The 13,735-nt window shown below is 57.6% G+C and carries 10 protein-coding genes and 2 pseudogenes; 5 read left to right on the plus strand and 7 right to left on the minus strand.

The genetic code is table 11. The features are described from left to right. Positions 1 to 2 precede the first annotated feature (2 nt). A pseudogene (locus tag D8779_RS21085) lies at positions 3 to 1,289 on the minus strand (PDC sensor domain-containing protein); the annotation flags it as partial. A 278-nt stretch (positions 1,290 to 1,567) separates the two neighbouring features. Between D8779_RS21085 and D8779_RS11460 the strand changes: the two are divergent. The 4 genes and pseudogenes from D8779_RS11460 to D8779_RS11470 all read left to right on the plus strand — a co-directional run bounded on the left by D8779_RS11460 (position 1,568) and on the right by D8779_RS11470 (position 6,452). Continuing rightward, positions 1,568 to 2,887, plus strand: coding sequence for a Na+/H+ antiporter family protein (locus tag D8779_RS11460; protein WP_136664617.1), 1,320 nt, complete (start codon positions 1,568 to 1,570; stop codon positions 2,885 to 2,887). 118 nt (positions 2,888 to 3,005) lie between these two features. Continuing rightward, positions 3,006 to 3,782, plus strand: a pseudogene (locus D8779_RS21090) (cache domain-containing protein); the annotation flags it as partial. Between the two features lie 201 nt (positions 3,783 to 3,983). Then, positions 3,984 to 4,688, plus strand: a complete 705-nt coding sequence (locus D8779_RS21095; RefSeq protein WP_420875605.1) for a methyl-accepting chemotaxis protein — start codon at positions 3,984 to 3,986, stop codon at positions 4,686 to 4,688. Between the two features lie 369 nt (positions 4,689 to 5,057). Next, entirely contained in the window at positions 5,058 to 6,452 is a 1,395-nt protein-coding gene (locus tag D8779_RS11470) for a pectin acetylesterase-family hydrolase (RefSeq protein WP_136664619.1), read from the plus strand. A 36-nt stretch (positions 6,453 to 6,488) separates the two neighbouring features. Here the strand turns inward: D8779_RS11470 and D8779_RS11475 are convergent, their stop codons facing one another. The 4 genes from D8779_RS11475 to D8779_RS11495 form a co-directional block, all read right to left on the minus strand. Then, on the minus strand, positions 6,489 to 7,127 hold the full coding sequence (locus D8779_RS11475; RefSeq protein ID WP_136664620.1) for a hypothetical protein: 639 nt from the start codon (positions 7,125 to 7,127) through the stop codon (positions 6,489 to 6,491). A gap of 83 nt (positions 7,128 to 7,210) precedes the next feature. After that, positions 7,211 to 7,699, minus strand: a complete 489-nt coding sequence (locus D8779_RS11480) for a DUF4442 domain-containing protein (RefSeq protein WP_136664621.1) — start codon at positions 7,697 to 7,699, stop codon at positions 7,211 to 7,213. Between the two features lie 91 nt (positions 7,700 to 7,790). Then, a complete protein-coding gene (locus D8779_RS11485) occupies positions 7,791 to 9,791 on the minus strand; it encodes a PhoX family protein (RefSeq protein ID WP_136664622.1) in 2,001 nt (666 codons plus the stop codon). 265 nt (positions 9,792 to 10,056) lie between these two features. After that, complete coding sequence (locus D8779_RS11495) at positions 10,057 to 11,652, minus strand: isocitrate lyase (RefSeq protein WP_136664623.1); 1,596 nt, start codon at positions 11,650 to 11,652, stop codon at positions 10,057 to 10,059. 171 nt (positions 11,653 to 11,823) lie between these two features. On the opposite strand from D8779_RS11495, the gene D8779_RS11500 reads away from it, so the two are divergent. After that, complete coding sequence (locus D8779_RS11500; RefSeq protein WP_136664624.1) at positions 11,824 to 12,108, plus strand: hypothetical protein; 285 nt, start codon at positions 11,824 to 11,826, stop codon at positions 12,106 to 12,108. A 178-nt stretch (positions 12,109 to 12,286) separates the two neighbouring features. Here the strand turns inward: D8779_RS11500 and D8779_RS11505 are convergent, their stop codons facing one another. Both D8779_RS11505 and D8779_RS11510 read right to left on the minus strand, forming a co-directional pair. Then, complete coding sequence (locus D8779_RS11505) at positions 12,287 to 13,096, minus strand: secretin N-terminal domain-containing protein (protein ID WP_136664625.1); 810 nt, start codon at positions 13,094 to 13,096, stop codon at positions 12,287 to 12,289. Further along, entirely contained in the window at positions 13,093 to 13,734 is a 642-nt protein-coding gene (locus D8779_RS11510; RefSeq protein WP_136664626.1) for a DUF7931 domain-containing protein, read from the minus strand. Before D8779_RS11510 ends, D8779_RS11505 begins: the two co-directional genes overlap by 4 nt. Between the last annotated feature and the right edge of the window lies 1 nt (position 13,735).

Here is a 13,735-nt window from a genome sequence, read left to right on the forward strand (position 1 = left end):
TCGAGAAAGCGATTGAACCAGCTGGCCAATTCGCCCAGTTCATCCTGTTTGGCGTATTCAAGGCGACGGGTCAGGTCACCTTCGCCGCTGGCGATGTTTTTCAGCATGGCTGCCACACCCAGAATGGGCCGGGTTACGCCCAATGCCGTTAGCCAAATCAGCAAAATACCGACCACACCAGCAGCCAGCCCCAAACCCAGAGACATGGCGGTATTACGCGTACCCATTTCATCCATTTTGGCTTCAAGCTGAGTCGCGCGCGCTAGCAGGACCTGCTCTGGCACCTCCATCAACACGCCCCAAGGTTTCGACTCAGGGATCGGTAGCAATGGTTGCAAGACTTGTAGCGCACCCTCATGGTGCAGCGTTTCCGGGCGGTTACTGGCCACCAGGTTGAGTATTTCGCGGTGTTGGTCTGTGAACGCTTTCTCCAGTTTTCCGCCCAGCAAACTACTGTCGCGGCTGTGGCCGGCGAGTAAGCCTGCAGGGCTGATGATGCTGACATGCCCGGCACCGTCGAACAGGTCTTGATGGGCTGCGCTACTGAGTTCTTGCAGGCTGGCCAGGCTGATATCGACACCCAGCACACCAATCACCTTGTCGTCCTTTATCAACGGAAACGCGATGCTGGTCATCAGAGTCTTCACCCCGTCGGCCTCGTCGATATAGGGATCGAGTAGGCAGACTTTTTTCTGCTGCAACGGGCAGCTATACCAGGCGTTATAAGGTGCGCCGCTGATGCCTGGGGTTGTGTCATTAAGGTTTTCTTCGGTCATGGCTTCGGAGCTGAGCTCGCCGTTATTACCTTGTGACCAGTAAATCGAGAAGCGGCCATTGCTGTTGCTACCCAGGTTTTCCTGGTCGGCAAACAGTTCATCTTTACCATCCAGCGCATTGGGTTCGAATGCCACATAAATACCGAGCAAGCTGCGGTTGGCTTCCAGCGCGCTACGCACCTGGCGGGTCAGGTCTTCACGCAGGTCGAAAGCGTCAAGAAAACGTTTTTCCGCCTGCTCGCGAATAAACAGTACTTGGGTGGCTGCGCCGCGGCCGTACTGATAGGCGTCCATGAAATAGCGCTGGATTTGCAGCGCCTGGGATTCGCCGCGTGCCGACATTCGCAGTTGTGCGGATTCTTGCAGCATGGTCGAACTGGCCTGTTTAACCAGGCTGGCACTGCGCGAGGCCTGGATCACAGAGGCCGAAACCAGCACGGCAACAATCGCCAGCAAGCACAGGCCTGCCAGTAAGGTGATCTTCAACTGGATCGAGAGTCGGCTGAACAACATTTTTCAGGACCTTTTTATGGCAGAGGCTTAGAGCGCCTATCGGCGCTTGGGCGCTTTTCTTTAAGTGTCAGGCTAAGTAAAGCAGAGCAAATTACAGACCAGCAGAAGCTTGTAAAACGCAGGGTAGTCGAAATTAGTTACGCCTTGTACAAAATAATTTACAGGTGTTTTGACAGGTCGGTCAGCATTGTGCAGAGTACGCGCCCTTCGCCGAGCCGGCGCAGTCTCCGGGGAGGGGTTTAACCTTCACGGATCTATTAAATCGCGGGAGTAAATTGATGAACGCAGTCGTTGCGGCAGTGGGGATCATGCTGATTCTCAGCTTGTGCCGTGTGCATGTGGTGGTGGCCTTGATAGTCGGTGCATTGGCCGGCGGTCTGCTGGGTGGCCTGGGTATTGAAGGCTCGCTGGCTGCATTCAATAAAGGCCTGGGTGGCGGCGCGACGGTGGCGTTGTCTTATGCGCTGCTGGGTGCATTTGCGGTGGCGATTGCCAAATCGGGCCTGGCCCATGCGTTGGCTGATAAAGCCTTAGCCATGGTCGGCAAACAGGACGCCAAAGGTGCAGGCCTGCTCAAGTGGCTGTTGATTGCGCTGTTGCTGGTGGTGGCGATTTCATCGCAAAACATTTTGCCGATTCATATTGCGTTCATCCCGTTGCTGGTGCCGCCGCTGCTGTATGTATTGAGCAAGCTACAGCTTGATCGGCGGTTGATTGCCTGCGTGCTGACCTTCGGCCTGATTACGCCGTACATGTTCTTGCCGGTGGGCTTTGGCGGGATTTTCCTGAATGACATCCTGCTGGCGAATGTGGCCAGTGGTGGCGTCGACACCACTGGCCTGGACGTGACCAAGGCCATGGCAATTCCGGCGCTGGGCATGCTCTGTGGGTTACTGGTGGCGGTGTTGTTCAGCTATCGCAAGAAGCGCGTGTACGACCTGAGCAAGATCGAGCAGGTTGAGCGCGTGGATGTGGCCTACAACCCGCTGAGCCTGCTGGTGGCGGGCGTGGCGATTGGTGCGGCGTTTGTTGTGCAGCTGTGGTTGGACTCGATGATCATCGGTGCTTTGGCCGGTTTTATCATCTTCTCGGTATCGGGCGTGGTGCGCTGGAAAGAAGCCGACGGCCTATTTACCGAAGGCATGAAAATGATGGCCATGATCGGCTTCATCATGATCGCCGCCGCAGGCTTTGCCGAAGTAATGAAAGCCACGGGCGAAGTGAAAACCCTGGTCGATAGCGCCGCCGAGTTGATTGGCCATGACAAAGCCCTTGGCGCATTACTGATGCTACTGGTTGGTTTGCTGGTGACCATGGGCATTGGTTCGTCGTTTTCTACGGTACCGATTATCGCGGCGATATTTGTGCCGCTGGGGATGCAACTGGGTTTTAGCCCCCTGGCCATTCTGTGCATCGTCGGCACCGCCGGCGCGTTGGGCGATGCGGGGTCGCCTGCATCAGACTCGACCCTGGGGCCAACCTCCGGTCTTAACGTCGACGGCCAGCACAACCATATATGGGACAGCGTGGTACCGACCTTCCTGCACTACAACCTGCCATTGCTGGTATTCGGTTGGGCAGCCGCTATGGTGATTTGACCGTGGCATTGCTCGTCAGCAACGCGATACGCCAGACGACTCAACCTTTCAGCGGGGCTACCGATATACCGGTAGTCCCGTTTTCATTTCGCTGTAGTGCTAAGCAAGGATCTGCCCAATGCGTCTTACCTTGAAATCCAAAGTCGTGCTGTTGGCACTGATTCCAGTGGTGTTGTTTGCCTTGGTACTCAGTGGCGCCGCTGCCAAGGTGCTGCAGAATTTGGCTGCCCAGGAAGTCGAGGAAACCCGCGAACGTTTACTGCAGGAAAGTCGCAACGAGTTGCAGCATTACGTGCAGATCGCCCTGGGTTCGGTGCAAACCCTGTATGACAGTGCTGCGCAAGGCGATATGGCCAGCCGTGAGCAGGCTGTTGCGATCTTGTCGAAGATTAAGTTCGGCAAGGACGGCTACTTCTTTGGCCACGACTCGAATGTGGTGCGCCTGTTCCGTGGCGACAGCCCGGTGGATGTTGGTAAAAGCCTGGCCGACCGGCGCGACCCAAATGGCGTGTACATCAACCGCGAGCTGGTAAACGTCGCCAAGAACAACAGCTACTACGTTAATTACAGCTCGCCATTGCCGACTAATGATTCGATGCTGGTGCCGAAAATGGCTTACAGCTACTACCTGCCGAAATGGGATATGGCCCTGGGCACGGCGATCAACCTCGACGGCGTCGAGGCGCAGATCGTTCAGGTACAAGTTGAAATCGACGAGCGCATTAGCACCCTCATCACCAGCATCATGGTGATTGCGGCTGTGCTACTGCTGGTCTTCGGCATTGTCGGCGTAGTGCTGAGCAATACTTTCCTACGCCCGTTGCAGCAGATTAAGGACAACCTCGATGACATCGCCGCCGGTGAAGGCGACCTGACTCGCCGCTTGCCGATCAGTGGCGATGACGAGCTTGGCCAGCTGGCCGGCTCCTTCAACCGTTTTGTCGAGAAAATTCATGGTCTGGTTAGTCAGATCGTCGACATGACCGGCCAGCTGACCGAGTTGGTCGGCCAGGTGTCCACGCAAGCTCAACGTTCGGAAGAGGCCATGGAGCGTCAGCGTCATGAAACCGATCAGGTCGCTACTGCGATCAATGAAATGTCGGCAGCTGCCCATGAAGTTGCGCAAAGCGCCCAAGGCGCAGCAGAGGCGGCGCAGAAAACCGACACCGAAGGCCAGGCCGCCAAGCAGGTGGTCGATGGCAGCATCGAGCGTATTCACACCCTGGTGCAGGACATCCGTAGCAGTGGCGCGTCGCTGGATACGCTGCAGAAGGACGTGTCATCGATTGTTAGTGTGCTTGATGTGATTCGCTCCATCGCCGATCAAACCAACCTGCTGGCCCTTAACGCGGCCATCGAAGCAGCGCGGGCCGGTGAAGCAGGGCGCGGCTTTGCCGTGGTGGCTGATGAGGTCCGGGCGCTGGCCAGCCGCACTCAGCAGAGTACCCAGGAAATCCAGGGCATGATCGACCGTTTGCAGAAGGGCACGCAGGATGCAGTGACTTCTATGCGTCGTTCCAGCGATGCCGGTGATGTGACCAGCGAGCAGGCCAACCGCGCCGGCTCTTCACTGGATGCAATTGCTCAACTAATCGGCACCATCAACGCGATGAACGCACAAATCGCCAGTGCTGCCGAGGAACAAACTGCTGTGGCTGAGGAGATCAACCGCAGCGTGCACAAGATCGCTGTGGCAGTGGACAGCGTGGCCGACGAAACCCAGCAGGGTGCACAAACAGCACGCAACCTGGCTGGCTTGGGTGAGCGACTGGGTGCATTGGTGCGCCAGTTCCGCATCTAAAACCTGCGCAGCAACATTGGAAGGGAAGCTCGGCTTCCCTTTTTTATTGCGCTGGGTATTCGCGCCTAGAGATTCGCTTTCGTGCCGCAACGATAACCACAGCAGCTTAAAAACCGCAGCGCTATATCCAATAGGTATGCAGTTCTGTGGTTTACCGGAGTTTCTTGTACTAGCGTGCATAAACCGCCAGGCCAGGTTGAACCTTGAGCGATGGCGATACGTTTGGGTGCGCGCAGTTACTGCTGCTTCAGCGCGGTGTATGAGCAGTCTCCAGTAGGAAGTGAGCTAGTTTCGGGTGACAACTGGAGAGATTCGTACAGCGGCTCGGGTATGTGAACCCATCGATAACAACAAGATGAGGGACTCACCATGTCTGTTGCGATAACACTTCGGCGCTATGCCGCGCCGCTTATAGTCTCTGCTCTGGCGATGCCAGTGCAGGCCGAGCAGGGCGATTACAATTTCTGGCAAACCCTGAGCAACCTGGTAGTGGCACCGACGGCGGATAGCAAGGTCACGCCGGCGCAGCGCCTTGGACCGTACCCACTGCTGGCGAACCCCACAGGTTTCAACAGCGGCTTTAAACCGACCAATTACTACGCCTGGCAAACGGTGCAAATGGCTCCGCAAACCGGTGCTGTGTGCGGTAACGGATCGCCGTACAAGTTTTTCGTCAATCGCGTGCCTAATACGCGCAACACCATCATTTATCTGGAAGGCGGTGGTGCCTGTTGGGACTACGCCAGCTGTACAGGCCAAAGCGGTATTCGCGGAGCGCGCAACCCTGACGGGATTCCCAATGACTACATGAGTTTGCTCAATCCTGGATCAAGCCTGGTCAGCCCCTTTGTCGTGCGCCTGCATCCCTGGACGCGGGTAAAAACCCAGAATTGGAACATGATCTATGTGCCGTATTGCACGGGTGATATCTATTCGGGTGACAAGGTCGCGGTGTATGAGGACCCACAAAGTCAGCAGGCACCTTTGGTCTGGCACCACAACGGTCTGCGCAATATGCGTGCGGTGGTGGGCTGGCTGAAAGACAACCTGCCGCGCCCAACACAGATGCTGACCACCGGTTGCAGCGCCGGTGGTGCTGGCAGCCTGACCAACTACGCACCGACCCGGCAGGACATCGCGCCCACACGTAGTTTCCTGATCAATGATTCCGGCCCGGTGTTCTCGGCAGTCAGTGGCGGCGGCAATGAGGCGTATCCATCCTTACCGCTGCAAGGCTTTATTCGTAATGCCTGGGGGCTCGATGCTGGGCCATTGCCTTACCTGCAGTCGCGTTTGCCAGGGCTTAACCTGAATAACCTCGGCAGTCTCTACCCCGCGTTGTCGAGCAATTTGGCGGGCGATCGTATGGGCCACACGCACTTCTGGAAGGATCTGAATTACTCGTCTTACTCCTACGAGCGCTTCTACCCAGAGATCATCAATGCACCTAATCAGGCGGCCAAAGAGGCGCTGATTCATGCTAAGTGGAATGTCGATACCAGCAGGTTGCGTAACGAACTGGCCAACTTACCGAATGTTGGTGGTTACTTCCCGCAGTACCGCGCGGTCAATGAAAGTCATTGCACCAGCATCATCGAGTTTGCCAACGCGGATATTCAGGAGCAAAACCTGCAACTGGATGACTTCGTTAATAACGTGATGAATGGCAGCGGCCCAGTCCTCGATGCCTCCGAGCAAAGCGACACCGCCGACCGTAATAAACCCTTCAACCTGCTGTACTACGCGCTCGACCAACTGCTGTAACGCGATACCCGACCTGAGCAGCCTGCTCAGGTCGGGTTATTGATAGTGCTGCTCGCGCGCCTGTTGCAGACGTTGGCGCAGGTATTCATCGCGGCTCATGCCATCGGGAAAGCTGTCCATGCCCAGGACTTCCTCAACGATGCGTTTCTCATCAGTCTTGTAACGGCGGAATTCGGCGCTGGGCGTCGCGGCTTTGGCTTCGCGCTCGGCACTGATCGCCTGGTAGCGGGCGACCAGTGCAGCAGCTTGCTCCTTCTGCGCTTGCTCATCGCCGGTGGTGAGCTGAATCAAGCCCAATTGCAGTAACAGCGACTCGCTCATGGCCAGTTCGTTGCGCTGCTCGTAGGTCTCGATTTGCTCACGTAAGGCCTGAGCCTGGTTTTCGCGTTGCGCGGGCGACAGCTCGGCTGCGCCGCTCACAAAGCTGCGGTAAGCCTGATGGAATGCCAGGCGCTGCTCCTGGTTTTTTACGGCGGGGTTTTGCAGCAGTTCCTGTAGTTGCGCCTCACTGGGCATCGGTGTTGCTGGGTTATCACCCGCGAGCACGCTTGCGGTGCTATCAGTCTGGCTGGCCAGCGCAATCACTTGCGGCTCGCTGTGCAGGCGCCAGTACAGCGTGCCGAAGGCGGCAATGACTACCAGCCCAGCACCGATTAGAAGAGGTTTTCTCTGCACCGGCCATCTCCTGAATGACGCCGCACAGTGCGGCGTTTTCAGCTTAGCAGGTTGTTTTTTCTACACCCCGTTAGTTAATTCACTCAGCGCTTTTTACTCACCCAGGCCCAGAGCATTTCGCACTGGATCGGCTGGATCCCGGCTTCATCGGTCACTGTTACGGCAACCAGTACTTCACCTTTTTCCTGGGTGTGAATGGCTTGAATCTGCTCGGGTGTCAGGCTCGCTTCAGCACGCAGGCTGCCGGTGGCGCGCTTGAGGTAGTCGACCTTGAGGCTTTTGATCAGCGGCAGTTTGTCATCCGGCACGTTCATGCCGACCAGAAAGCCTGTGGCGGACTCAGCCAGCAACGCCATGGCGGCGGCATGCACGCCTTTGATGTGGTTTTGCACGCGACGCTTGTTGGCGATGCTCATCACCGCCTGTTGTTGGATCAGCGTATGCACGCGCACCTTGGCGGTGCCGGCGAATTTCACCTGAGAGCCAAATAGCAGCGACAGTGCGGGGCTTTGCAGGGCACTGGGCAGTTGTTGGATTTTGCCGACGATACGACTCAAGCGGTTGCTGGACATGCTTATGCTCTTTGCGCAGAGGGAAGAGCTTGAGTCTGTCACAGCGAAATGTGACCGGCCAGGGCTGGCTGGTCACATAGTTGCCAGCCCGTTAGAGCAGCCGACGGCCGTCTTCGCGGGTGATGATCACGGTGGCCGAACGCGGACGCTGAGCGGGGCCATCGGGCCAGGTGCTGAGCAGGTTGGCCGCCGTTGAGCCTTCGCCCGGGTGCTGGATATTGACGAACAGCGTGCGGAAGTCCGGAGTCGCGGTGATGCCGGTTACCTCGGCGCCCACAGGCCCCACCAGAAAACGTTTCAGCTCACCGGTGCGTGGCTCGGCAATCAACATTTGGTTGTTGCCAAAGGGACCACTGCTCAGTTGGCTGCCGCTCATGTCGGTCTGAATCCACAGACGGCCTTCTTCGTCGAACCACAGCCCGTCGGGGCTGGCCAGGCGGTTATCGGCAGTCAGCGGTTTGCCATTCGGGCCGATGCTGTCGGTCTCAGGCCCGGCCAGCATAAACAGGCTCCAGGCAAACTGCCGGCCGGCGTAATCCTTGCTCAGCTCACGCCAACGGATGATATGGCCGAACGCGTTAGCTGGGCGCGGGTTGGCGGCATCGGCGCTGGTCCGGGCAGTGTTGTTGGTCAGGGTGAAATACACCTCGCCGTTGTCCGGATTGACCGCCCCCCATTCCGGCCGGTCCATCTTGGTCGCACCGACTACGTCAGCGGCCAGACGGGTATTGATCAACACTTCGCCCTGGTCGGCAAAACTCACCCCGGCGGCCATGCAAGCTTTCTGGAATTTCTTGTCGTTGATATCCAGCGCCAGCCATTCACCCTTGCCGCTGGCATCGAAACGCGCGACATACAGCGTGCCTTCATCCAGCAAACGGCCATTACTGCGCCCGGGACGGTACTTGTCGCGGCTGACGTATTTATAGATGTACTCGTTCTGCGAGTCATCGCCGGAGTAGCACACCACTGGGCGACCGGATTTTACCGGGGCAAACACCAGGCCTTCGTGGGCGAAGCGACCGAGCGCCGTGCGCTTGACGGGCACCGATTCTGGCGCGAACGGATCAATTTCGACAATCCAGCCAAAGTGATTCGGCTCGTTGCGATAGTCCGCGCTGGCAGCGGTGGTGGTACGCGTGGCATCGAAACGCTCAAACTCATCACCCTTGAGGTGATCCCAGCCGTAGCGGCTGCTGCTACGCAGGCCGTAGCGGTTTAATTCGCGCGGCAGGTCAGCATCGCGGCTGGCAAAGTAACCGGCCCAATTTTCTTCGCAGGTCAGGTAGGTACCCCATGGGGTAAAACCGTTGGAACAATTGTTCAGGGTGCCGCGTGTTGCCGTGCCTGTCGGGCTGTAACGGGTTTTCAGCAGCACATGGCCGCGCGCCGGGCCGCTGATCTGCATGGGTGTAGCCCCGGTAATGCGGCGATTTCTGGCGCTTGGTAACACTGCCCACTCGCCATTCAGGCCGCGGCGTACTTCCACCACTGAAACGCCGTGGGCGTTGATTTCCTTGCGTACTTCCTCGGCGCTGCTGCGTTTTCCGGCTACCAGCGTCGGGCCATCAGGGTGCAGCAGTGGTGCATCAATGTATTCGTGGTTGAGTACCAGCAATCCGTGATCGCTTTTCTTGCCGCCGCGCTGCGCGTCGATTGGAAAAAAGTGCATGCCATCATGGTGCATGCCTAATTGTTCGGCCTGATCCTGGGCGCTGTTGCTGCCATCGCTCAGGTAAGCCGGGTAGTTACCGGTTATCGGCGTACCCCAGGGAATAAAGGGTGTCGCGCGGTAACCCGCCGGCACACTGATGCTGTCTGAGCGGTTGGTCGCAATAGCCGTGAAGGGCAGTTTGCTGCGCGGTTTAAAGTGCAGTTTTTCCAGACCCTTGGCAGCGGGCTCTGCCGCCACTGCAGCGCCGGGCATAACACTGCCGAGAAACGCCAAGGTACCGAGCGCGGCCCCGGCGGCCAGCACTTGCCGACGGCCAACGCCGTCGATCAGTTGATTGATATGCGGGTTGCTGGAGGCATTGCTGGGCAATTCATCGCCATTGCCGAACAGTACTGAGTGGTCATTATCGTGGCTCATGCAGGCTCCTTGGATTAATCGACGGGTGCCTGACCCTATCCAAGGTAATTGACGTAAACATGACAGCCGCTGTGCGAGCGCGCACAAAACTCAAAAATGCGATTTCAGGCAAAAATGGTCAGGAGCCATTTTTAACGTCGCACAGCGACGGCCAGAAGGGTGGCCGCTATGGATGGCAGGCCATAAAAAAACCCCAGCATTTCTGCTGGGGTTTCTCTTCAACACACTCAACCTTGATCGTGGCCTCGGTTGAGTGAACCGGTTCTTAGCTGAACTGGTTCATGGTGTTGTCCTTGCCGCCGGCTTTCAGAGCAGCTTCGCCAGCGAAGTACTCTTTGTGCGCGTCGCCAAGGTCCGAGCCGGACATGTTCTGGTGCTTAACGCAGGCGATACCTTGACGGATCTCCTCGCGCTGAACGCCTTTCACGTAGGCCAGCATGCCTTGGTCTGCGAAGTAACCTTTGGCCAGGTTGTCGGTAGACAGCGCAGCGGTGTGGTAGGTCGGCAGGGTGATCAGGTGGTGGAAGATACCGGCCTGAGCAGAAGCGTCGCGCTGGAAGGTGCGGATGCTTTCGTCAGCGATCTGAGCCAGTTCGGTGGTGTCATAATCAACACTCATCAGCTTGGCGCGGTCGTAGGCGGAAACGTCTTTACCGGCGGCAACGAGGTTGTCGTAAGCCTGCTGACGGAAGTTCAGGGTCCAGTTGAACGATGGGCTGTTGTTGTAAACCAGCTTGGCGTTCGGGATGGTTTTACGGATTTCGTTAACCATTTCTGCGATCTGGCCGACGTGTGGCTTCTCGGTTTCGATCCACAGCATGTCAGCGCCGTTCTGCAGCGAGGTGATGCTGTCCAGTACGCAGCGCGCTTCGCCGGTGCCAGCACGGAACTGGAACAGGTTGGAAGGCAGACGCTTAGGACGCAGCAGCTTGCCGCCACGGTTGATCACAACGTCGCCGTTCTGCATGTCGGCAGCGGAAACTTCTTCGCAATCCAAGAAGGAGTTGTACTGGTCGCCCAGGTCGCCCGGCTCTTTGGTTACGGCGATTTGCTTGGTCAGGCCAGCACCCAGGGAGTCGGTACGAGCAACGATCACGCCGTTGTCGATGCCCAGCTCAAGGAACGCGTAACGAACGGCGTTGATCTTGGCGATAAAGTCGGCGTGAGGAACGGTTACTTTACCGTCCTGGTGACCGCACTGCTTCTCGTCAGACACCTGGTTTTCGATCTGGATGCAGCAAGCGCCTGCTTCGATCATGCGCTTGGCCAACAGATAGGTGGCTTCTGGGTTACCGAAACCAGCGTCGATGTCGGCGATGATTGGCACTACGTGAGTTTCGTAGTTGTCGATCTGGTTCTGCAGGTCAGCGGCTTTGGCGTTGTCGCCAGCAGCGCGGGCAGCGTCCAGAGCGGAGAACAGCAGGTCCAGTTCGCGGGCATCAGCCTGGCGCAGGAAGGTGTACAGCTCTTCGATCAGGCCGGAAACCGAAGTTTTCTCGTGCATGGACTGGTCTGGCAGCGGACCGAAATCCGAACGCAGAGCAGCAACCATCCAGCCCGACAGGTAGAGGTAGCGCTTGTTGGTGGTCTTCAGGTGCTTCTTGATCGAAATCAGCTTCTGCTGACCGATGAAGCCGTGCCAGCAACCCAGCGACTGGGTGTAGACGGAGGAGTCAGCGTCGTACTCGACCATGTCTTTGCGCATGATGTCAGCAGTGTACTGAGCGATTTCCAGACCGGTTTTGAAGCGGTTCTGAGCGCGCATACGGGCCACGGACTCAGGGTCAATGGCGCTCCAGCTGCTGCCTGCAGCTGCTTTAAGGGCGGCAACGGCTTTGATGTCGTTTTGATAAGCTGACATGGTCAATCCTTCAAAGTATGTGTTTGGTTGAGCACCGACTTCCCCCACTGAAACCTGTGTTGCTGGAGGTTGTTGTAGCCAACTGCAGAACGCCGAGACATCGACTTGAGACGGAATTGATCCGGGAGGAGGGTGACGAGCTAAACAGTTCGCGGGCTTCAGCTGTTGCAAATGAGCGGATCATTTGGCGTTTACCGGATCAGAGATGCGGTTGGACGACTCAACTTGCTGTGCGTGATGCGCGCTGTTGCTAAACGCTTCCCCGTCCCTCAGGACAACTTCGTTCCAGTCGCAATCTCATCGAACGGCCTTGTGGGCTTTACAACGCAAATCGGCTCTGACGGTAAGCTGGAGCACGATTCGGAGGGCTTTTCAGCACCTCTGATTAGCGGGAGCGGGGCCATGATGCCTCTGCTCAAAGTGTTCGTCAATTATTTTGTAGTGCTTTTTGAGTGACTACTACATAAATCCATAGGCGACTGGCAAGTCAGCTTCTGTGGCTCTATTCGGCGTATTACGGCGGCTGGCTTAGATGGCGCGCAGGTACAGACTCGCTCGGACGCCGCAGTACGTTCGCGCAAAGCGATGAATGGTTAGGCGACCGTCAGACAAGTGGGTGAATCGATGGGCAGGCTCAGTTCACCACATCGACTTTGACACGCATGCTCATGTCTTCGCGCCCCTGGGTCGAGCGGTGCTGCAGGAAATCACCGTGTTCACCTTGGCTCTGTTCGCTGACGCCGCCAATGCTGATCCATTCGCCGAGCCGCCCGCTGACCCGCGTATCAGTGCTTTGCACATCGATAGCACCGGGCTGCGATTGGCTTAGACGGTCATTGTTACTGCTGATACTGATATGCACCCGCTCGCCACTGAGGCTGGCCGTTACATAGAAGCCGCGGGTGACGTTGCGATACTGGGTATTGCTGTAGGGCTGGCCATAGGCATCGCGACCACGGGTGGTCAGCGGCACGCTCTGGCCGACCTGAATCAGCGCGGGATAACCTTCAGTGGCTTGCACTTGCTGCGTGCCGCCACTGCGGCTGTCGGTGTTACGGCGGATAATACGGACTTGGTCGCGGCCATTGATTTCGCCCTGGCCGATTTGCACTTCAGCATCACCGGTGCTGATCGAGCCATCGACACGGTAGCCACGATCCGATTGAAACCCCGATTCATTGGTGTCAACGCTGATCAGCAGTCGACGTGGCTCGGTGTCGAGTTGCTGCAGCAGCGCACGCACCTCGGCAATCTTCGCCGGTTCGGCATTGACGATCAGCTGATTGCCATAAGCATTGACCTTGCCCTCATGGCCAAGCACTGACTGCACCACAGCTAGCACTTCATCTGAGGTGCGGAAATTCAGCGGGATCACCTCGGTAGCGGCGCTGACAAACAGGCTGTAACTAAACAGCGTAGCGACGAGCAGGGCGCGAACCTTCATAGCAGAAAACTCCGTAAATCAGGGTCGATGATGCTGGTGTCCCAGGCTTGATCAAATTGTGCGCGGCGCTGGCGGTTGCGGCCCGGGTCTTGGTAAAGGGCATAGCCGCTGGTTTGGCCAATTTCGGGCAACAACAACATGCCGCGGTCATCGGCCAGCAGAAACGCCAGTTCCTCATTAGGGTAGTCGGGGTGCAACTTGCGGATCTTCAGGTTGCTCGACAGTCGGCGTGAAAGGCTGAGCAGGCGGTGGCCTTCTTTAACCGCCCGACCAGGGTCGCGCAGCAGAATACGCAGCTGATTGCGTGGGCTGGCCAGAAGAAACTGGGTGCAGGCGTCTTGTACGCTGCTGTGATGGTAGAGCCAAGGCTCCAGGTCGTGGCTGTAAATGCACAAACTGCGCTGCGCTTGCTGCATAAGCGCCAGCGCGTGGGCGCGGGCCTGTTCGGGCTGGCTAAAACGTTCCAGCGCCGTGTGTGCGCCAAGCGTGAATGGGGCTGGCTCGGCGCGTGGGCTGTCCGGGCCGGGGCTGCCAGGGTTATGCACAGTAAAACGCCCCGGTGATTCGAACTCGATGGCCGCAAGCTCGGTGGGCTCAGGGCGTTCGGTGGGTTCACTCGGGGCGTTTTCGTCGTTCATT

This window comes from Pseudomonas leptonychotis (assembly GCF_004920405.1).
Lineage (GTDB): Bacteria > Pseudomonadota > Gammaproteobacteria > Pseudomonadales > Pseudomonadaceae > Aquipseudomonas > Aquipseudomonas leptonychotis.